The 20,887-nt window shown below is 66.3% G+C and carries 19 protein-coding genes; 8 read left to right on the top strand and 11 right to left on the bottom strand.

Going from position 1 to position 20,887, the window contains the following annotated elements; translation table 11 throughout:
- Positions 1–14 precede the first annotated feature (14 nt).
- Genes KF785_06765 through KF785_06785 form a run of 5 tightly spaced genes read right to left on the bottom strand, consistent with a single transcriptional unit; the run spans position 15 to position 5,516 of the window.
- Positions 15–977: an MBL fold metallo-hydrolase gene (locus KF785_06765; GenBank protein ID MBX3146458.1), complete on the bottom strand. Its 963-nt coding sequence runs from the start codon at positions 975–977 to the stop codon at positions 15–17.
- A 35-nt stretch (positions 978–1,012) separates the two neighbouring features.
- Entirely contained in the window at positions 1,013–3,079 is a 2,067-nt protein-coding gene (locus KF785_06770; protein MBX3146459.1) for a pyruvate dehydrogenase, read from the bottom strand.
- 6 nt (positions 3,080–3,085) lie between these two features.
- Positions 3,086–3,553: a hydroxyphenylacetyl-CoA thioesterase PaaI gene (paaI, locus tag KF785_06775; protein ID MBX3146460.1), complete on the bottom strand. Its 468-nt coding sequence runs from the start codon at positions 3,551–3,553 to the stop codon at positions 3,086–3,088.
- Positions 3,550–4,737 (bottom strand): 3-hydroxybutyryl-CoA dehydrogenase, encoded by a 1,188-nt coding sequence (locus tag KF785_06780; GenBank protein ID MBX3146461.1) that lies wholly within the window; start codon positions 4,735–4,737, stop codon positions 3,550–3,552. The genes paaI and KF785_06780 overlap by 4 nt, the downstream gene beginning before the upstream one ends.
- A gap of 2 nt (positions 4,738–4,739) precedes the next feature.
- On the bottom strand, positions 4,740–5,516 hold the full coding sequence (locus KF785_06785; GenBank protein MBX3146462.1) for an enoyl-CoA hydratase/isomerase family protein: 777 nt from the start codon (positions 5,514–5,516) through the stop codon (positions 4,740–4,742).
- Positions 5,517–5,719: 203 nt separating this feature from the next.
- Between KF785_06785 and pcaF the strand changes: the two genes are divergently transcribed.
- Positions 5,720–6,937, top strand: coding sequence for a 3-oxoadipyl-CoA thiolase (gene pcaF / locus KF785_06790; protein MBX3146463.1), 1,218 nt, complete (start codon positions 5,720–5,722; stop codon positions 6,935–6,937).
- Positions 6,938–7,028: 91 nt separating this feature from the next.
- Here pcaF and KF785_06795 read toward each other — a convergent pair whose 3' ends face one another.
- Together KF785_06795 and KF785_06800 are read right to left on the bottom strand one after the other, a co-directional pair.
- Complete coding sequence (locus KF785_06795; protein MBX3146464.1) at positions 7,029–8,252, bottom strand: amidohydrolase family protein; 1,224 nt, start codon at positions 8,250–8,252, stop codon at positions 7,029–7,031.
- Positions 8,252–9,559, bottom strand: a complete 1,308-nt coding sequence (locus KF785_06800) for an amidohydrolase family protein (protein ID MBX3146465.1) — start codon at positions 9,557–9,559, stop codon at positions 8,252–8,254. The genes KF785_06795 and KF785_06800 overlap by 1 nt, the downstream gene beginning before the upstream one ends.
- Before the next feature lie 198 nt (positions 9,560–9,757).
- Here KF785_06800 and KF785_06805 point away from each other — a divergent pair, with 198 nt between their 5' ends.
- Positions 9,758–11,008 (top strand): P1 family peptidase, encoded by a 1,251-nt coding sequence (locus KF785_06805; protein ID MBX3146466.1) that lies wholly within the window; start codon positions 9,758–9,760, stop codon positions 11,006–11,008.
- Positions 11,009–11,044: 36 nt separating this feature from the next.
- On the opposite strand, the gene KF785_06810 is transcribed toward KF785_06805, so the two are convergent.
- The 3 genes from KF785_06810 to KF785_06820 form a co-directional block, all read right to left on the bottom strand.
- On the bottom strand, positions 11,045–11,611 hold the full coding sequence (locus KF785_06810) for a Uma2 family endonuclease (GenBank protein MBX3146467.1): 567 nt from the start codon (positions 11,609–11,611) through the stop codon (positions 11,045–11,047).
- 183 nt (positions 11,612–11,794) lie between these two features.
- Complete coding sequence (locus tag KF785_06815) at positions 11,795–12,280, bottom strand: redoxin family protein (GenBank protein MBX3146468.1); 486 nt, start codon at positions 12,278–12,280, stop codon at positions 11,795–11,797.
- Positions 12,281–12,290: 10 nt separating this feature from the next.
- The gene (locus KF785_06820) at positions 12,291–12,524 is read right to left on the bottom strand and encodes a hypothetical protein (GenBank protein ID MBX3146469.1); all 234 of its coding nucleotides are present in this window, start codon (positions 12,522–12,524) and stop codon (positions 12,291–12,293) included.
- Positions 12,525–12,620: 96 nt separating this feature from the next.
- Here KF785_06820 and KF785_06825 point away from each other — a divergent pair, with 96 nt between their 5' ends.
- From KF785_06825 to KF785_06850, 6 genes are all read left to right on the top strand, one after another.
- The gene (locus tag KF785_06825) at positions 12,621–13,184 is read left to right on the top strand and encodes a winged helix-turn-helix transcriptional regulator (protein ID MBX3146470.1); all 564 of its coding nucleotides are present in this window, start codon (positions 12,621–12,623) and stop codon (positions 13,182–13,184) included.
- Positions 13,185–13,279: 95 nt separating this feature from the next.
- The gene (locus tag KF785_06830) at positions 13,280–13,864 is read left to right on the top strand and encodes a TetR family transcriptional regulator (protein ID MBX3146471.1); all 585 of its coding nucleotides are present in this window, start codon (positions 13,280–13,282) and stop codon (positions 13,862–13,864) included.
- 55 nt (positions 13,865–13,919) lie between these two features.
- Entirely contained in the window at positions 13,920–15,971 is a 2,052-nt protein-coding gene (paaZ, locus tag KF785_06835; GenBank protein ID MBX3146472.1) for a phenylacetic acid degradation bifunctional protein PaaZ, read from the top strand.
- A gap of 43 nt (positions 15,972–16,014) precedes the next feature.
- Positions 16,015–17,241 carry a PQQ-dependent sugar dehydrogenase gene (locus tag KF785_06840; protein ID MBX3146473.1) on the top strand — a complete coding sequence of 409 codons (1,227 nt, stop codon included), beginning with the start codon at positions 16,015–16,017 and terminating at the stop codon, positions 17,239–17,241.
- 260 nt (positions 17,242–17,501) lie between these two features.
- Positions 17,502–17,753: a hypothetical protein gene (locus KF785_06845; protein MBX3146474.1), complete on the top strand. Its 252-nt coding sequence runs from the start codon at positions 17,502–17,504 to the stop codon at positions 17,751–17,753.
- A gap of 1 nt (position 17,754) precedes the next feature.
- Positions 17,755–18,150 carry a type II toxin-antitoxin system VapC family toxin gene (locus tag KF785_06850; protein ID MBX3146475.1) on the top strand — a complete coding sequence of 132 codons (396 nt, stop codon included), beginning with the start codon at positions 17,755–17,757 and terminating at the stop codon, positions 18,148–18,150.
- A gap of 100 nt (positions 18,151–18,250) precedes the next feature.
- On the opposite strand, the gene KF785_06855 is transcribed toward KF785_06850, so the two are convergent.
- Entirely contained in the window at positions 18,251–20,887 is a 2,637-nt protein-coding gene (locus KF785_06855; protein MBX3146476.1) for an ABC transporter permease, read from the bottom strand.

Below are 20,887 nucleotides of genomic sequence, written 5' to 3' on the forward strand. Positions count from 1 at the left end.
TCCGCTGAGCGCCGCTACGCGCCTCCCAACTCGCGATACCAGGCCTGGAAGGCAACCTCGAGGAAGCGTGGACTGAACAGCATCCACTCACCCAGTGCCTCCGGGAATCGATACGCCGTAGCGGCCTCCGCGGCCGACTGCCCTCGGCCGCGGCTAGCGCGGGCAGCGCGTTCGACGCTCTCGAGCATGCTCAGGTATCGATCGAGATCCGCCGGAGCGCTCATGCTGCCATGGCCGGGGACGTATCGAGCGGCGCCTTGACTGCGCAGTGCCCTGACCGTTGCCGCCAGCGCGGACGGGACGGTGTCCATGTAGTTCGGGAACATCGCGTTCCAGACGAGATCGCCGCAGAAGATGGTGTCGTCAACCGTGACGATCACGTCGCTTGCGGTGTGCCCAGCATGCGGCGTGATGGTGATCTGCCGCCCGCCCAGGTCGAGCGTCGTGTTCCCCGTCGGCGCGATCACGGTCGCTCCGTCGAGCAGGCGGGTCCGGTCCGGATCGGCTGGCTGGTTCCGCTCCCGGGCCAGATCGAGCGTCGCGCGAGTCGCGTGCACGGTGACCGGCGTGCCGCTCACGTTCGTGAATCCCGCCACCCCATTGACATGATCGGCGTGATAATGGCTCAGCACGACGTGAGACGGACGCATTCCCGTCAGGGCTACAGCCTGGTCCGCAAGCCACCTGGCGCCCGCAGGCATCATGAACCCTTCAATGGCCAGCACCCCGTTCGTGCCGGCAATCAGGCCGCCGTTGGACAGCGTGGTTCGATCACCAGTCAGCGGAGTCGAGATCAGGGCCCAGACACCCGGCGCAACCGATTCGAGTCGACCGAACGGCTCTGCGGCGACGACACGGCCGCCCGGCCGGGCCGCCCAGGCCGACCGGGCCAGAGGAGGTAGCAGCGCGCCAGCCAGGGCAATGTGAGCTGCGCAGGAGCAGGTCCCGTGCAGAAATGCGCGACGTGATGACCTCATCCCGGTGTTCCTCCCTGGCTTGGCGTACGACGGTGTCAGAACTCGATCAGCTCGACCATCCGGTCCGTGATCCCGTCCACCTGCGGCAGCGTGGCGTTCATCAGCGCGACGTTATACGGTGTCGGGATGTCGGGAATGGCCATGCGGTGGATCGGGGCGTCGAGCGACAGGAAGGCCTGCTCCGCAACCACCGCACTCACCTCGGCGCCGAAACCGACTGTCATGGTGTCCTCGTGGACGATCAGGCAGCGCCGCGTCCGCTTGACGGACGCCAGCACGGCCTCGCGATCCCAGGGCGAGATGGTCCGCAAGTCGAGCACGTGGACAGCGTAACCCGACTGCTTGGCCGCTGCCTCACAGCGCTCGACCATAGCGCCCCACGTCACGCAGGTGAGCTTGTCGCCCTCCACGACGGTGCGTGCCTTGCCGAAGGGAACCACGAAGCTGTCGCCCGGATACGGCCGCCGAGACCAGGTGCCATCCAGGAGCGCCCGGTGTTCGAAGAAGATCGTCGGGTCGTTGCTGCGCATCGCGGTGCGAATCAGACCGACCGCGTCCTCGGCGTTCGACGGCACCGCCACCTGCCAGCCCGTCGCATGCGCAAAGACGGCTTCGCCACAGACGCTGTGCCACGGATCACCGCACTTCGGCGCATAGCCGCCCGGCATTCGTACCACGATCGGCGCGGCCCAACGGTTGTTGGTGCGCCAGCGGATGGTGCCGCAGTTGTTGAGCTGCTCGGTGGCCGGGTCGGCGTACTTGCGGAACTGGATTTCCGGTACCGGCATCAGACCTGCCAGTGCCATGCCCACGGCACGGCCGATGATGCCCTCTTCGGACAGGCTGGTGTCGAAGACCCGCTGCTCGCCGAAGCGCTCCTGCAGACCGAGCGTGGCCGCGTGAACCCCGCCCTTGGGGCCAACATCCTCACCGAACACCAACAGTTTCGGATTGGTCGCCAGCTCGTGCTCCAGCGCCCGGCGGATCGCGGTGAGCATGTTGATCCGCGGCCCCTCTGGTGCAGGTGTCTCGGTCGTGGCCGGGAACTCGTGAGCCGAGGGCGCCAGTCCGCCGCGGGTTTGCAGTTCCGGCGTGCCATCGTCGTTCCGTTCGGCAAATCGATGCCGAGTGATGCCCTCGCCGGTCGGCTCTGGACGGGCCAGCGCAGCGGCCAGGCCAGCCTCGACATCCCGAGCGGCCTGCGCCTCGATCTCGCCAAGCTGCGCTTCAGTCAGAATGCCGCCCGCAAGATAGGCACGCAGCTTGGGGAGGGGATCGTTGGCTCGCTCGCGATCGAGCAGATCGCCCGGCTTATAGGCCTGGGTGTCCTGCCCCGAGTGCCCGGACAGCCGAGGCACGGTCAGCCGCACCATGGCGGGGCCGTGGCCCTCGCGCACGTACCGGGTTGCCTCGTCGAACAGCGCAGCGGTCCCGGCGGCGTCGGTGCCGTCGCCCTGGGTGATTCGGAGATTCTTGAACGACGCGAGATTCTCGGCGATGTTGGCGCCCGGCGTCTGGAAATGGGACGGCACGGAAATGCCGTAGCCGTTGTCTTCGATATAGAAAAGAACCGGCAGCTTGAGCGTCGTCGCGATGGTGAGCGCCGACCAGAACCCGCTGGTTGCCACGCTGGAGTCGCCGCCCAGTACGCAGCCGATGGCGCCCGCGTACGACCCGTCGTTGAGCACGTCGCGATGGTAGGTAATCGCCTGGGCCCACCCGATCAGCGGGGTGTATTGCGAACCGACGTCGCCGGCCATCGGCAGAACCACCGGGCCAGGCACCGCAGGAAGGTTGCAGACAACACCGATATCGCGCCCGTTGCTGAAACCGCCCGACTTGCCCATCGGCCCCGCAAAAGCATCGTCGATCGGCAGCCCGAGCGCGAGCAGCAGCGGACGCGACCGGTAGTATGCGCTGGCAGCGTCATGCGGATGGTCGAGGTACTGAGCCAGAATGGTCTGCGCCACGTCATGGCCGCGAGCCGTGAACTGGTAGGCGACCTTCTTCTCGGGAACGAGCTTCGTTTCTTCCGTCTCGTCCAGCTGTCGGGACACCAGCGTCAGATAGTAGACGCGCTTCCAATCAATCTGCTTGGTCATGATATCCTAGCGGGCCGGGTCCGAAGGGCCGGACCCCGGCGAGAGGAGGTGAGGTTTCTCGGTGCGGTACGCCGTACCGCGAAAGAGGCCGACGACGCTGCCGTCGGCTTTGGTGACATTGACCTGGTGGTAGAGGATTCGCTTGCTGCGAGACACTTCCTTGGCGCTGGCGATCAGGACGTCGCCCGGTCGCACACCGGCGGGGTAGCTCATCGAGGCATCGATGCTGACCGCAACGTTGCCCTGCGTGTTGCAGGCAAAGGCAAAAGCACTGTCGGCAAAGGCAAAGGTCACCCCGCCGTGACAGACCCCGAATCCATTCACCATCTCGTCGCGCACCACCATGCGAAGCACGGCGTGTTCCGGCGCCAGTTCGACCAGTTCGATGCCCAGCCACCGACTGAACCGGTCGCGCTCCATCATGGCGGCGTAAACGGCCTCGGCCTGCTGCTGTGGCGTCATCGACTCACTCATTCGTAAAACGTCCGACCCTCGGCCACCATGCGGCGAAGCAGCGGGCTCGCGCGATAGCGGTCTTCGCCATATTCGGCGTGGAGCTGGTCCAAGCGCTCGAGCACCCGGTCGAGCCCGATGTTATCGGCCCAGCGGAGCAGGCCCTTGGGATAATTGACGCCCTTGGTCATGGCCAGGTCGAGATCGTCGCGGCTGGCCACGCGCCAGAACAGTGCGTCGATTGCGGCGTTGATCAACACCGCGAGGATTCGTGGAAAGATGGCAATCGCGAGATCGGTGTCACGGGTCGGTTCTGGGTTGATGGCGCCCGCGCGGTAGTCGAAATGGCCTCGCCCGGTTTTTCTGCCCAGCAATCCGCCGTCGACGAGCTGCTTCTGGGTCAGAAACGGTCGATACCGCGGGTCATACCCGAAGGCTTCGAACACCGAGCGAGACACGGCATAGTTCACGTCGTTGCCGATCAGGTCCATCAACTCGAACGGGCCCATCTTGAAGTGCCCGGCGTCTCGCATGGCCCAGTCGATCGTCGCCTTGTCGGCAATGCCTTCCTCGAAGATCCGGAGCGCCTCGCCGTAGAACGGTCGGGCCACTCGATTCACGATGAAGCCTGGCGTGTCCGACGCCAGCACCGTGGTCTTGCCCCAGCTGTCGACCAGCGCCCGAGTTGACTCCGTGACCGCCGGATCAGTTGCGACGCCGGGCACGATTTCGACCAGCGGCAGCACCGGCGCCGGGTTGAAGAAGTGAATCCCGATGACCCGCTGCGGATGGTCGCACCCGGCCGCGATGGCGGTCACGGACAGCGACGAGGTGTTGGTGCCGATCACCGCATCGCGGGTCAGGACGTTCTCCAAGTGGCGGAAGGTGGCGCGCTTGACCTCGAGATCCTCCACGATCGCCTCGATCACGAGCCCCGCCGGCCCGAACGGCAGGAAGTCACCCGGCGCCAGCGTGTGATACTCGATTCGGCCCAGCAGCGCTGCGGCTGCATCGGCCGAGAGACGTCCCTTCTCGACTTCACGCCCGATGGACTTGGTGTGCGCAATCCGGGCTTTGTCGGCCGCACCGGCAAAGACGTCGGCCAGGATGACGCGATGGCCGGCTGCTGCGGCCACCTGCGCAATGCCGCTTCCCATGGTGCCGGCGCCCAGCACACCAACCACGGTCTGTCGATCGACTGCCATTCCTACTTGCCTCCGAACGCGGGCTTCCGCTTCTCGCGGAACGCGGCCACACCCTCGGCATGGTCGGCGCTGTTGCCTGCGATAGTCTGATACTCTGCCTCGAGCGCCAGCTGCTGCTCCAGCGTGTTGGTCGCCGAGGCGTCGAGCAGCCGCTTGGTGAGCCCGACCGCGAGGGTCGGCATGGCGGCCAGACGCTCTGCCAGACCCCAGGCCTCGGCCTCCAGACTGGCAAGCGGAACCGCTTTGAGGATCAGACCCCAGTCGGCGGCCTGCTTGGCGGGCAGCTTGTCGCCCAGCATCAGGAGGGCCGCGGCGCGGGCGTAACCGACTCGACGGGGCAGGGTCCAGGTGCCGGCGGTATCGGGTACCAGGCCGATGTTCACGAACGCCTGGATGAACGAAGCCTCCTCGGCCGCGATCACGAAGTCGGCCGCGAGGGCCACGTTGGCGCCGGCACCAGCGGCTACCCCGTTCACCGCGACTACGACCGGGATATCGAGTGTCCGGAGCCCGCGCGCGACCGGGTTCCAGTGCTTCTCGAGGTGGGCTCCATAGGGACCCTCGGGCACGCCGCCGCTGATATCCTGGCCGGCGCAGAAACCGCGCCCCGCACCAGTCAGGTACAGAGCCCGAAGCGAGCGGTCGGCCCGGACTTCGTCGAGGACGGCCAGGAATCGCTCGAACATCGGGTTGTCGAAGCTGTTGAGAACGTCCGGTCGGTTGAGAGTCACGCGGGCGACCGCGCCGCGTCGCTCGAGGAGGACGGAGTCCTGGCTCATCGGGGTCCTGATTCGTTGTGGGACAGCATGGGACAACCCAGAAGTTTAGCATGAGCCTCCGATCTGAGGCACCTGGAACGGCTCGGGGGTAGTGGGTCAACTGACCCACTACCGGCTCGGGCACGGCCCCCCCGCCCAGGACGGCGGCTCGCTCTTCACGTATCCCAGGTGGGACCGCGGGGGTGGGCGGCTATTTTGCTAACATGTCACATGCCTTTGTCGTAGACGGCGTTCGGACGCCGATCGGATCTCTTGGTGGTGCCCTGTCGCCGGTTCGGGCCGACGACCTCGCTGCTCACGCTATTCGGAGCCTGGTGGCCCGCCATCCCGGGCTCGACCCTGCCGGAATCGGCGATGTCATCCTGGGCTGCGCCAATCAGGCCGGCGAGGATAACCGCAACGTGGCCCGGATGGCCGGCCTCCTGGCCGGATTGCCGGTCTCGGTGGCGGGCGAAACGGTCAACCGACTCTGTGCCTCGGGGCTTGCGGCCGTGGCCAACGCTGCCCGCGCCATTGCCGTCGACGAGGGCGATCTGTACATCGCCGGTGGGGTGGAACAGATGACCCGGGCGCCCTTTGTCCTCGGCAAGGCGGCTCGGCCCTTTGCCCGGGATATCGAGATGTTCGACACCAGCCTCGGCTGGCGGTTCATCAATCCGAGGATGAAAGAGGCCTACGGGGTCGACCCGATGGGCGGAACCGCCGAGAACCTGCTCGAGACCCGGTCGATCAGCCGGGAGGATCAGGACAAGTTCGCGCTCCGGTCCCAGCAGAACGCGGCGGCGGCCCGGGCGCGCGGGCGTTTTGCCAAGGAAATCGTAGGCGTCTCGATTCCGGCGGCGGGCAAGGGCAAGGAGCCCATCCTGGTCGAGCACGACGAGTTCATCCGGCCAGACTCAACCTTGGAGGGGCTGGCCCGACTCAAGCCGGCGTTCCGCACCGACGGGAAGGGGTCGGTCACCGCCGGGAATGCGTCGGGGCTCAACGACGGCGCTGCGGCACTGCTGCTCGCTTCGGAAGCGGGCGCCGCCCGGGCCGGGTTGATTCCCAAAGCCAGGATCGTGGCCACGGCAGTGGCCGGGGTGGAGCCCCGGATCATGGGGATCGGGCCGGTCTTTGCGATTCGGAAGCTGCTGGCGCGGACCGAGCTGACGCTTGATCAGATGGATCTCATCGAGCTGAACGAGGCCTTTGCCGCGCAGGTGCTTTCGTGTACTCGCGAGCTGGGCATTGCCGACGACGATCCGCGCCTCAACCCCAATGGCGGCGCCATCGCGCTGGGCCACCCTCTGGGCATGTCGGGGGCGCGGTTGGTACTGACCGCGGTGCGTGAGCTGGAGGAGCGCAAGCTGCGCTATGCGCTGGTGGCCCTCTGCATCGGCGTTGGTCAGGGTATGGCGGCGATTCTCGAGCGGGTCTAGCTGAGCGAGCCGCGGCGCAGGCCTGGCTTCGGTTCGGCTGGTGAAGGCTCGGCGGTCGCTGCCTTCCAGGCAACGACCGCCGAGCAGTTGGCTAGAAACAGCGCTCGCTGACCACCGCGCCGTCGATCACCACGCCGCACACGCGGGTGTTGTACTCGAACGGATCGCCGTCGAAGAGCACCACGTCGCCGTCCTTCCCGGTCTCGAGCGATCCGACCCGCTTGTCGATGCCCAGGATCCGAGCCGCGCCGAGCGTGACCGTGCCGAGGGCCTCCTGGAACGAGAGCCCGAAGCGCGCGGCAATCGCCGCTTCGAACAGCACCACCCGCGTCTTCGGCACATAGCCTTCGAAGCCGCTCTGCAGAGCAACCGGAATGCCGGCATCCCGCAGCAGCTTGGCCGTTTCGAAGGTGGCGTTCTGCAGAGTGCCACCGTGCCGGGCCATGGTCGGATGCGTGATGACCGGGACGCCAGCCGCCTTGAGCTCTTCGATCACCAGATACGACTCGGCGGCGCCATCGAGCACCAGCGGGAAGCCGAACTCCTTCTGGAGGCGGAGCGCCGAGAGAATCTCACTGACCCGGTTGGCGGTGATGAGCGCCTTGACCTTGCCCTCCAGCAGGTCGGCCAGGATCTCGAGCTTGAGGTCGCGGGTAATCGGCTTGTCGGCCGTGGCACCGCGGCGGTTGCGGCTGTACTCCTGCGCCCGGATCAGCTCGGTGCGCACCAGGGACATGCCCTTGCTGCGTGTGCCCGGCCGGCCCGCGAAGTTCTGACCCACCTCCGGTCCCAACGTCATCGCAACCATCGTGACCGAGTCGACCAGCGCCTCGCTGACGTTCCGACCCCGGGTTTTGACGATCATCGTCTGACCGCTCATCAGCGCGCCGGGGCCGTGACCGGTGTGGATCGTGGTAACGCCCAGATCACGGACATACTCGACCAGCGCTTCTTCGGCATTGTACGCGTCGAAGGCGCGCAGCTCGGGCTGAATCGCGTTGCTGCGATCGAGCTGGTCCTGATCGTGAGGCTGATTCAGATAGCCGGCCAGGCCGATCACCGTGTGGGCATCGATCAGCCCCGGCGTCACGACTTTGGCGGTCAGGGTACGGTAGCCGCTCGGGATCGAGACGCTGCCGGCCGGTCCGACCCGTTCGATCTTACCGTTGCGGCCGATCAGCACCACGCCATTGCTGATGGCGGCGCCGGCCATGGTGTGGACGGTTTCGCCGCGAACGGCCACCTGGGCGTGCGCAGCAGGAGCACCGACGCTCAGGGCGCCGAATGTGGCGAGGCCAAGAAGACAGGTACGCATCAGTCGTGGTCCTCGTCGTGATGGAGGAAGATTCCCTCGGAACTGGAACCACGGCCGCCATAGGCAAAGACGCGATCCTTGGGGTCGGACAGGTCAAACACCTTTTCGCCCAGGACCCAGGTCTGCTCCACATGCGTGTAGACCGACAGCGGGTCGCCGGACAGGATGATGAAATCCGCATCCTTGCCCCGTTCGAGGCTACCGATCCGCTTGTCGAGGTCCATCATCACGGCGCCCGCCAGCGTCAGCGCATGGAGCGCCTTGGCGCGCGACATCCCGGCGCGGACGGCGAGCCCGCCCGAGCGCAGGAAGAAGCGCGAATCGGTGATGCCGTCGTCGGTATGGAAGCCCACCAGGCCGCCGGCACTGTCGATCGCAAACGGGGTCCGGAGGCTCAGGCCGACGGCTTCGAGCTTGCCGCCCGGCGCGTCGATCATGATCACCGACGACGCAACCTTCGCCTCGGCGATTTCCTTGGCAACCTTCCAGCCCTCGCTGACGTGCTGCAGCACGACCCGGAAGCCGAACTCCTGCTTCAGGCGCAGCACCGTCAGGATGTCGTCATGCCGATGGGTGTGGAAGTGCACCATCCGGCGTCCGTCGAGCACTTCGCTCAGGGTTTCGAGCTCGAGGTCGCGCCGCGGCAGCTTGGTCGAATCGGTGCCGGCGGCGCGGATTTTGGCCCGATACTCCTGCGCAGCGATGAACTTCGCCCGTACCATCGCAGCGGCCTTGGCGCGGGTGCCAGGCGCGGGCGGAGTGCCGCGGGGGTTGGTGCCGTTGGCCATCTTGAGGCCGCCGCAGATCTCCTTCAGCACGTCGTTGCAGTAGAGCAGGTCGGTGATGATCCGGCCCTGCTTGAGCTTGATGTAGGCCGTTTGTCCGCTCGAGAGGAGTCCGGAGCCGGGCATCACGTTGACGGTGGTCAGCCCGCCCGCCCGAGCTCGCTGGAAGCCGGGATCCTGCGCGTTCATGGCGTCGATGATCCGCACGTCGGGATGGATGCTCGACGAGCGATCGCCGCCGTCACCACCACCGAGGTGCGAATGCGTGTCGACCAGGCCGGGCATGATCACTTTGCCGGTCGCGTCGATGACCTCCGCGCCGGACGGAATGGTCACCGAGCCGGCCGCGCCGACCGCCGTGATTCGGCCGCCCTGGACGACCAGGACGCCGTTCGGAATCTCCGGACCGGCAATGGGAATGATGTGGGCGCCTCGGAATGCTCTGGGGCGGTCCTGGGCGTCGAGCGTCCCGAGACCGAACACGGTCGCGAGAGCCAGCACGCTTGCAAGGGATCGGATCATGATGTCCTGACATGAGGGTAGCCCGCGGGGCGAACCGCGAACGGATGGAACCTGATCGGCACCAGGGCCGGCGGACGTGGTACGCCGGTAGCTTGCTCGATGGATCTGCCGCTGTCAAGACGAAATCGACCGTTGGTCCCGAATGGAGAACGGCCAGGCCGGCGCTAGATTCCCGCACCGCCCTTTCTGGAGTCACCGATGCTGTTTCTCGCCCTCCGGCGTGTCCTGCCGGGTCTGGCTGCTGTACTGCTGCTGTCGACCTCCGCCTGGGCCCAGCCCGGGGTTCGCGCCCGCGATCTCGGCGTGGCGCTCCCGGGAACGCCGGGGCCGCTCAATGCCATCACCGATGTTGCGGGAGTTGCCGTCGGACACACCACTATCATCGAAGGCGCCGGCAAGCTGGTCCGCGGACAGGGCCCGATCCGCACCGGTGTCACGGCCATCCTGCCCCGAGGCCAGGCAGGCCCGGACAGCACCTTTGCCTCCTGGTATCGCCTCAACGGCAACGGCGAGATGACCGGCGTGGCGTGGCTCGAAGAGTCGGGCATCCTCGACACGCCAGTGCTGATCACCAACACCCACAGTGTCGGCGTGGCGCGGGACGCGGCCATCGAATGGATGCTGGGACACCGCCCCGGCTTCTCGTTCGCGCTGCCCGTGGTGGCCGAAACCGCCGACGGCCTGCTCAACGACATGAACGGCTTTCATGTGCAGCGGTCGCATGTGCTCGGTGCGCTCGACGCGGCGCGACCTGGACCGGTGGCCGAGGGGAATGTTGGCGGCGGCACGGGAATGATCTGTCACGGTTTCAAGGCCGGTATCGGCACCTCCTCACGGGTGATTCAGGTGGCCGGTGGTCGTTACACGCTCGGTGTGCTGACCCAGTGCAACTACGGCGCTCGGCCCCGGTTCCGGGTCGATGGCGTGCCGGTGGGTGAGGCGATTCCCAATTCGGAAGTCGGGATCTGCCTCACGGTGAAACCCGAGGCAACCACGAGGTTCGCAGGTGGCCGCTTTCCCGAGTGCGGACCTGGCGGCTCGACCAAGCCGGGACTGCCAGGGCCGCTCGATGACGGGGCGGGTTCGATCATCGTCGTGGTGGCAACCGACGCGCCGCTCCTGCCGCACCAGCTCCAGCGCCTGACTCGGCGGGTGGCGCTGGCGGTCGGGCGGATGGGCGGCCTCGGTGAGAACTCCTCAGGCGACATCTTCCTGGCTTTCTCGACCGCCAACCGTTCCATCGGCCGCGGCGATTCGGTGGTCGCTCTGGCAATGGTGCCGAACGCGCTGATGAACCCGCTCTTCGAGGCCACGGTGCAGGCAACGGAGGAGTCGATCCTGAACGCGATGGTCGCGGCGGAGACCATGGTAGGTGCGGACGGCGTGCGGGTGCCGGAATTGCCGCATGATCGGCTGCGGGAGATCATGGCGGCGGCTCGGCGTCGCTAAGCGGTCCTGCACCTCGCCCACCCGCTCCAGGGCAGGTCAGGTGTCGGGCCAAACCTCGCGGAAGTACGCCGGCAGGTCGATCAGTAACGGCGGAATCGAAGGATCGGCGTGCCAGGTGAGCATATCGTCGACGATGGCGGGTTTGCGATCGGCGGGCGTCCAGACCTCGACCAGGCGGGCGTCGAAGTCGACGATCCAGTAGGCGGGCACGCCGGATCGCTGATACAGCCGCCGCTTGGTGACCCGGTCGTGCCGAGCCGTGCTCGGAGAGAGCACCTCCGCCACCAGGAGCGGCACGCCCCACTCGTTCCACTCGACCGGGGCGCGGCCTTCGATCGCCGCGCCGACGAACAGGTCGGGCTGGAGCAGCTGGCCGGCGCGCAGGTCCAAGTCGGCCGGAGCGGTGCCGGCGCGGCCGATGCCGTGTTCTCGAACGTAGGCCTTGATCAGGTCGTAGAGCGTCCAGACGGCGAGCTGGTGACGACCGCTTGGGCTCGGGGTCACGACCAGTTCGCCGTCGACCAGCTCGTAGCGGTTGCCGTCGTCGGGGAGGCCCAAGACGTTGTCCCGGGTCCACAGGCTGACCAGATCGGGCATGCCCATACGGTACGCTCGGCGGGGGGTGGATAGCAAGGAAACGGCATGCCCGAGGATAGGGGCCGTCGGCGTACGAGCGGTAACCCAATCAACGCAGTTGATTGCTGCGACATCGCGGCCGAAAGGGGTGCTACGATAATCCGGGTCGGGCACGCGACCTTCGGCCCCCGCGTGGTGCCCGATTCCCGCCTAGCTCCCCGGCGCTTCCGCCGCCAGGCGCATGATCTCAGCGCCCGCCACCAGATCGTCGAGCCGCCCGAAATGCTGCAATCGCAGCCGGCCGGCGCGATCGATCAGGATCAGGGTTGGCGTGCCCTGCATTCTGTACCGCTGCATGGTCGCGGGTATCGGCTGGCCAGGCACGGGCAGGTCGACCCCGACGGGGTGCGTGATGCGGTACTCGTGAAGAAAGGCCTGCAGCGACACCGGCTGCATGGCCGCGTGATGCTCGAAGACTGTGTGGAGGCCGATCACTGCCACGCCTTCGTTGGAAAAAATTCGGTGGATCCGCTCGGCCTGTGGAATGCCGTGACTGACGCATCCCGGACAGAGCATTTGGAAGGCATGCACCACGACGACCTTGCCGCGGAGGGCGGCAAGGTCGAGCGCGATCGGCGTGTTGAACCACTGGCTCACCTGCCAGTCTGGCGCGGTTGCGTCAGGCGGAATCGACACGGACAGCATTTCAGGCCAGGTCCGCGAGAGCCGCCCCGAAGTTGATATGGAACGGCGTCCCATCGATGACCAGCGCCGGAACCGACGTGATCCCGAGGCTTGCAGCCTCGGCGACCCGGTTTTTTTGCTCGCCCAGATGGACGACCTCGACTTCGTAGCGGGCAGGATCCAGGGCACTGACGAATTGCTGCTCGGCGGACACGCAGACCGGGCACCCGGCATGGTAGAACTTGGCCTTGCTCATGAGACCCTCCTGGGAGTTATTTATGTATCGACTAAATACATTTTTAAGTATAGAGTCGATACATTGTTGAAGTCAAGAAGGGAGTGCCCGGCTGCCATGAACGGCTCCTCGCTACTGCTTGAACGACTCGGCGCGTTGATCCACCAATCGACGCGCGACGATGCCGCCCGCCACGGTTTGTTGCCGATTCACGTCCAGGTTCTGAGCTACCTGGCGCGAGCCAATCGGTACAGCGACATCCCGATTGCCATCGCTGAGTACTTCGGGTTGACCCGCGGCACAGTGTCGCAGTCCCTGGCCGTGCTGGAGCGGAAAGGCCTGCTCGAGAAGCAACCCGATCAGCGCCACGGTCGCCGGGTGCAGCTCACGCTCACGCCGGCCGGCCGCGCCGTTCTGGAGGACAGCTGGGCCAAGGACCTGGAAGCGGAACTGGCGGCAACACCGATGCTGGCGGGGCAACTGGAGGCCACCCTCCGTGGCCTGCTGACCGGGTTGCAGCGACGGAATGGCCAGCGTCCGTTCGGTATTTGTCACCAATGCGCGCACTACCTGCGCGAACCGGGTGGCAGCCGATGCGGGTTGACTCGTGAGCCCCTGGCCGAGGCCCAGATCGACCGCCTTTGCCGGGAATGGAAGGCCCCAGCCGCGCAGACCGCGTGACGTCAAGCGGCGGAGGACCTGGCCCTTCTCGTTGCTACCAAACGCTTGTTCGGGTCGTCCGCAGGCCGTACATTCCGGCCTGGCGGAGGCCCTGAATGACCACGACGATCACCCGTAAAGAAGAGTTATTGCAGGCTGCCGGCGCGATGTTCAGCCGCCGGGGTTACCACGGTACGACCGTGCGCGACCTCGCCCGCGAACTCGACGTCCAGGGTGGCAGCCTCTACGCCCATATCGAGTCCAAGGAAGACCTTCTCTGGCAGATCGTCGACCGAATCGCCGCCCGTTTCCAGCGGTCCGCCGACGCGGTTGCCGACGACCCGGATCCGGTGAGCCGGCTCGGCCGTCTGATCCGCAGCCATCTCGAAACCGTCGCAGCCGAGCTGTCTTCGGCGACCGTGTTCTCGAACGAATGGCAGTGTCTCTCCGACACTCGTCGTCGGGAGATAGCCCGCCGCCGTGATGCGTACGAAGCGATCTTCCGTCGTACCATCGACCAGGGTGTCACCGAGGGTGTTTTTCGGGTCGCCGACCCCAAGCTCGCCGCGATCTACGTGCTTTCGGTGCTCAACTGGAGCTACCAGTGGTTCAAACCGGCCGCCTCGCTGAGCATCGACGAGGTGGCCGACCATTTTGCCGCGCTCACCTTCCGGGCGCTCGGTGCGGATCACGCGGCCTGACGCCGCAACGGTCGGTCGCCCCCGGCGACGGACCCGTCAATTCGAGGAGTGATCGGTGCGTACGCTAGCTTCTTATGCGCAGGGACAGTGGGTGGCTGGAGCGGGCAAGGCGGCTACGCTGCTGCATGCCGTGACCGGCGAACCAGTGGCGCAAGCGTCCAGTGAAGGACTCGACTTCAGAACGATGCTCGAGTACGGCCGCCGAGTCGGCGGACCGGTGCTGCGCAAGATGACGTTCCACGAACGCGCCAGGATGATCAAGGCGCTGGCCGCGTACCTGATGGAGCGGAAGGAAGAGTTCTACGAGGTCTCCAAGGCCACCGGCGCAACCCGGAATGATTCCTGGGTCGATATCGAAGGCGGGTTCGGCACGCTCTTTACCTTTGCGAGCAAGGGTCGACGCGAGCTTCCCGACGAGACCTTCTACATCGATGGCGACCTCGAGCCGCTCTCGAAGGGGGGCACCTTCGTCGGCCGCCACATTGCGGTGCCGCTCGAAGGCGTGGCCGTCCACATCAACGCCTACAACTTCCCCGTCTGGGGCATGCTGGAAAAGCTGGCCCCGACCTTCCTCGGCGGAATGCCGTCGATCGTCAAGCCGGCCACCGCGACGAGCTTCCTGACCGAGTCCGTGGTGCGGGCCATCATCGAGTCGAAGATCCTGCCGGAAGGGGCGCTGCAGCTGATTGTCGGCGGCGTGGGCGACCTGTTCGAATATCTGACTCTACAGGACGTGGTGACCTTCACGGGCTCCGCGGCAACCGGTCGCAAGCTGCGCGCGCACCCCAAGATCATCGAGGAGTCGATCCGCTTCAACATGGAGGCGGACTCGCTCAATTTCTGCATGCTGGGCCCCGACGACGCGCCGGGCACGCCCGAGTTCGACCTGTTCATCAAAGAGGTCGCTCGGGAGATGACGCTCAAGTCGGGACAGCGCTGCACCGCGATTCGCCGCACCTTCGTGCCCGAGCCGCTGGTCGGCGCCGTGATCGAGGCGCTGAGTAAGCGACTCGGCGGCGCCACGTTAGGCGATCCCTCGGTCGACGGCGTCCGGATGGGCCCACTCGCCACGCGGGGACAGGTGGCCGAGGTGCGGAAGAACGTCGAGCTGCTCAAGTCGGCGGCGACGATAGCGTACGGCAGCCTGGACGACTTTACGGTCAAAGGCGCCGACAAGGACAAGGGCGCCTTCTTTGCCCCGGTCCTGCTCCACTGCGCCGATCCGCTCGGCAGCGAGTACGTGCACGACGTCGAAGCGTTCGGCCCGGTCAACACGGTCATGGGCTACCGTAACGTCGACGAAGCAATCGAGCTCACCAAGCGCGGCAAGGGCAGCCTGGTCGGCTCGCTCTTTACGGCTGACAACCGCGTGGCTCGTGAGATTGTGCTCGGCACGGCCGCCTATCACGGTCGCCTGCTCGTGATCAACCGCCACTCGGCCGGGGAGTCGACCGGCCACGGCTCGCCGATGCCGCACCTGATTCATGGCGGCCCGGGTCGCGCCGGTGGCGGCGAGGAAATGGGCGGTATTCGCGGGGTGATGCACTACCTGCAGCGCACCGCGATTCAGGGATCACCGGAGACCCTGACCCGAATCACCAATCTCTGGATGAAGGGCGCCGACACCCCGACCGACGTGGCGCATCCGTTCTCGAAGTATTTCGACGACATCAAGATCGGCGACACGCTGTTCACGCACCGGCGTACGGTCACCGAAGCGGACGTCGTGAACTTTGCTGGCATCTCGGGCGACTACTTCTACGCCCATACCGACGAGATTGCGGCCAAGGAGTCGCCGCTGTTCGGCAGGCGCGTGGCCCATGGGTACTTCGTGCTCTCCGCAGCTGCCGGCTTGTTCGTCTATCCGCCCAAGGGGCCGGTGCTGGCCAACTACGGCCTCGAACGGCTTCGCTTCACCAAGCCCGTCTACCCGGGTGATACGATTGCCGTCCGCTTTACGGCCAAGCAGAAAACTCTGAAGGAAACGCCGGCCGACGGCGTACCGCAGGGCGTGGTTGAATGGGATGTCGAGGTGACGAATCAGGAGGGGGAGATCTGCGCGGTCTACTCGATCCTGACGCTGGTGGAGCGCCGCCCGGCGGCCTGATGCCGCGGGCGAGGACCCGGAACTCTGGTTCAATGGAGCAGGTATGCGTCATTCGTGGTCGTTAGGTGTTCTTGCGGCGCTTGGGGTGGGCGCCGTCCTTGCCGATAGCGGGCTTGCTCAGACGGCCGGCTGCACGCCGCTCGAGACGCGCCCGACCACGGCAGCGGGGCGTCCACCTGCGCACCCGGGTATGACGCGGGCCTGCGCGGTGCAGTCGCGAACGGCATTCGACGTTGTTGTCGTTGCGCAGGGACTGGAACATCCCTGGGCCGTCGAACCGCTGCCTGGCGGAGATTTCCTGGTCACCGAGAAGCCAGGACGGATGCGCATCGTCAGCGCAGCGGGTGTCATCGGTGATCCGATCGAGGGCGTGCCGCCCGTCGTGTACCGAGTCCAGGGCGGATTGCTCGATGTCGCGCTGAGTCCCCGTTTCGAAACTGACCGGACCGTCTTCTGGAGCTATACGGAACCTCGGGCCGATAGCCTGACTGGAACCAGCGTGGCCCGCGGTGTCCTCTCAGCCGATCGTCGTCGGCTGGAGCAGGTCCGCGTCATCTTCCGATCGGAGCCCGGTTCCAGGTTGCCCGGACACTTTGGATCGCGACTCGCGTTTGATCGCGACGGCTTGCTGTTTGTCAATCTTGGAGACCGGTTCAGTCCTGAGAGCCGGGCGCGAGCGCAGGATGTCGACAACCACTTCGGGAAGATCGTCCGGATCACGGCCGACGGCGGCGTACCAAAGGACAACCCGTTCGTTGGCAGAGCGGGCGCGGCAGCTGAGGTCTGGAGCTACGGCCATCGCAACATCCAGGCGGCTGCCTTCGACACCGAGGGGCGGCTCTGGGAAATCGAGCACGGGCCGGCCGGCGGCGATGAGCTCAATCTGGTGCAGAAGGGCAAGAACTACGGCTGGCCGTGGGCGACCTACGGGCAGGACTACTCGGGCCAGCCGATGCCCAACTCGACCACAACCCGTGAAGGTACCGAGCAGCCTGTCTACTATTGGGATCCGGTGATTGCGCCCTCCGGTGCGCAGTTCTATACCGGCAATGCCTTCCCCGAGTGGCGCGGCAATCTGTTCATCGGCGGACTCGGCTCGGCGCGCCTGGTGCGCGTGGTGATCGAGAAGGGTCGTGTCACCGGCGAAGAGCATTTGCTCGTCGACCATCGCTTCCGGATTCGGGATGTGCGGCAGGGGCCCGATGGCCTGCTGTACCTGGTCACGGATCAGCCCAAGGGCGAACTGGTCAAGCTGGTCCCTCGAAAGTAAGCCTGGCACGACATTCCCTGTGCCAGGCGGGCCGTATCTCGCCCTGACCTGTGTCAGCGTCGCTTCTTCGACTTCGACCTTGGCAGGACATCGGCAGGCCCGAGGCCCACACGCCCTCGGGCCTGAGCTCCTGCCAGGGTGTTGTGGTATCGACAGCGAATGCGTCGAAATGGTACCCGCTGGCGGTGTGGCCTGTATATATCTGGAGTCGGCCCAAACAGGATGTTGCACTTATGGAAGCTGTGGGTTATACTCATGGCATGAGTAAGCGTCTTCAGGTCATCGTCGACGATGGCGAGTATCGGGATCTCCAGCGGACCGCGCGGCGGCACCGCCTCACAGTCTCCGAGTGGGTCCGCCGCCTGATTCGCGAGGCGAGCCGGCTGGAGCCGGCGTCCGGCCCTGATCGGAAGCTTGCGGTGGTGCGGGAGGCGGCGCGAGCAGCCTATCCAACCGCCGATATCGACCTCATGCTCCGGGATATCGAGCGCGGCTATCTCGACGAGCGTTGAGATGATCTTTGTCGACTCAAACATCCCGATATATCTCGTCGGCGCGGACCATCCGCTCAAGGTGGACGCGCAGCGGATCTTGGAGCGCGCCATCACCGATCGGGAAAAGCTGGTGACGAGCGTCGAGGTCTTTCAGGAAATCCTGCACCGCTATACAGCGCTCGAGCGCCGGGACGCGATCCAACCGGCGTTCGATGCGCTGTCCGGCGTGGTCGACCAGGTTTTCGATGTCACCCTGGCCGATGTCGAGCGCGCCAAGACGATCGTGCTGGGTCGGCCTGCGCTCCGGGCCCGCGATGCGCTGCACGTCGCTGTCATGGAGCGTCACCGGGTCACTCGGGTCATGTCGTTCGACGCCGACTTCGATCGCATGCCAGGGCTCGTGCGCCTGAGGTAACGGTATGAGGGACGGCGGGGTGCCCACGCCATGTTTCCCCCCCCCCGGCTGGCCCCGCCTGGAATCGGATACCAGCGCCACCGGCGACGTGATCAGGCGCTCACTCGTCTCGCAGTACGCTCACCACGTCGATCCGAGTTGCCCGCCGCGCAGGAATGAAGGTGGCGACGGTCGCCACGCCGAGCAGCAGGAGTGTGACCCCCGCCAGGGTGAGCGGGTCGCTCGGACTGACGCCGTACACCAGCGTCGTCAGCGTGCGACCGAGCAGGAGGGTCGTTGCCAAGCCGAGCAGCGTACCTGCGATAGCCAGGGTGAGGCCCTCCTTCATCACCAGCCGTCTAACCGACGCTGGCGCCGCGCCGAGTGCCAGCCGAATCCCCAGTTCCTTGCCGCGCTGAGCGACGCTGTAGCTGATGACCCCGTACAGCCCGAGTACGGCAAGCACCACCGCCGCCAGACTGAACCCACCGATCAGGATCGTGCTGAATCGCTGCCGAGCCACCGACTCGGCGACGATGTCGTCGACCGCCGCGACTGCGGTGACCGGCACGCTCGGATCGAGCCGTCGGACAACATCCCGAATGGTTGCGATCGTGCCGGCCTGCGCCCCTTCTCCGCGCACGACCAGCGTCATGGCCGGCGTGGTGTACCGAGACATCGGCAGGTACATCATCGGCACCGGTGCCGACACCATATCACGATGCCGCACGTCGCCGACGATGCCGACGACTGTGACCGGCGGGCCGAACATGCCCTCGACCCGCGCTCCGATCGGGTCCTCGTTCGGCCAGTAGGCGCGCGCCGCCGCCTCACTGATGATGATCGAGGCTGCCGACGAGTCCCGGTCGGTTGCGTCGAAGTAGCGACCCCGGACGAGCGGAATGCGGAGGGTCTGGAAGTACTGCTCGGAGACCCCGGCAAAGAGCGCGAACTGCCGTTCGTGCGCCTGAAGGGGCGGCCGCCCGGCAACCGTAAATGCGTTCGACTCCCACGCGCCGCTCAGCGGTAGGCTGCTGATCGCGGCGACCTGGACGATGCCCGGTCGGGCGGCAAGCTCGTCGATTGCCTGTCGATAGACCTGCCGCCAGCGAACGCTGGCCTCGAGGAATCGTGAGAAATCGCTGGCAGCAACCGGAAGGATCGGCTTGGCCGAGATGATGCCTGCCGGTGCGAACCCGGGATCCTGATTCTGCAGGTTGCGAAGCGTCTGGGCCAGGAGAGCCGCGCCAGCCAGGAGCACCACGGACACGGCGACCTGCAGGACCACGAGTCCGTTCCGAGCCCGATGCCGTTTCGGTCCCGCGCTGCCTCGCGTGCCGTCCCGCAGCAGAGTGCTGCGGTCGGCATGCCGCGTTTCCGAAGCAACCAGCGCGCCGAGTCCAGTGCCGATCGCGGCCACCAGCGCGATGATGCCGCTCAGGACGCGCCAGTCGATGACCACATCGTCGAGTCGGGGCAGGTCGATCGGCGCGAGGTTGAGCAGCGCCTGCTTCGTGAGCACAGCAACCAGGGCACCCAGTCCGCCGCCGACGATCGCGAGGACGAGGTTTTCCGTGAAGAATTGCCGGGTCAACCTGCCACTGCCTGCGCCGATGGCGGTCCGCACAGCGATCTCCCGCCGCCGTGCCTCGGTTCGGGTCAGCAGGAGACTCGATACGTTGACGCACGCAATCAGGAGCAGGAATCCGACGGCGCCGAGCAGCACGAGCAGGGTCGGTTTGACGGGGGCCACGGCGGTTTCCAGGATCGGCGCCCCCCTCATGGTGGTTTCCGCATGGTAGTTCGGATAGCGCTCGGCCAGGGAGCGCATCACGAGGCCCAGGTCTGCATCGACGGCTGCCCGGTCGACGCCTGCTCTGGGCAAGGCCGCGACGGCCAGGTTCCGCTGACCGCGGAGCTGCGGCGTCAGGCCGCTAGTCTCGAGCGGCGCCCACAGGTCGGTCCGGTTGCCGAACTGGAATCCCGATGGCAGCTCGGCGCCGCGCGGAAAGTGGAATCCGGGCGGCATCACGCCGATGACCGTGCGGGCAACGCCGTTCAGCACCACCGACCGGCCCAGCAAGGCGGGATCGGACCCGAATCGTCGTCGCCAGAGCCGGTCGCTGATGATGACCACGCCACCCGCTTGCTCCTCGTCGCGCGCGAAGGTGCGGCCGAGGGCCGGGCGCACTCCGAGGACCTCGAAGAGTCCGGGTGAAACGTTGGCGCCGGCCAGCTGCTCGGGTTCGCCTTGCTCGGCAAGGGTAAAGTTCCAGCTCCGGAAAGCGGCCACCTGCTCCAACGTCTTGCTCTCCTGGCGCAGGTCGACGAAGTCGGGCAGGCTGAACGGCAGGTTCGTCCCGGGTGAGCGCGGGTCGCCGGTCCAGACGAGGACGGCGCGATCGGCGTTCGGATATGGCAGCGGTCGGATCAGCACGCCATTGACGACGCTCAGGATGGCGGTGGTGGCTCCGACGCCCAGGGCCAGGGTCAGCACGGCCGCCGCCGTAAAGCCGGGCGTACGCCTGAAGCTGCGCATGGTGTAGCGGACATCCTGGCCCAACTCGTCCAGCCAGCGGAATGACCACATATCTCTCGTGTCCTCTTTGAGCTGTGTCAGGTTGCCCAGGCGCCGCGCAGCGCCGGCGCCGCCATCTCGTGTCAGCGATTCATGGTGGAAGCGAAGTTCTTCGCCCAACTCCGCGTCGAGGCGCCCGCGCTGGAAGCGATCGCGAAGCCGGGCCAGCCACTCGCTCAT

Source organism: Gemmatimonadales bacterium, assembly GCA_019637315.1.
Lineage (GTDB): Bacteria > Gemmatimonadota > Gemmatimonadetes > Gemmatimonadales > GWC2-71-9 > SHZU01.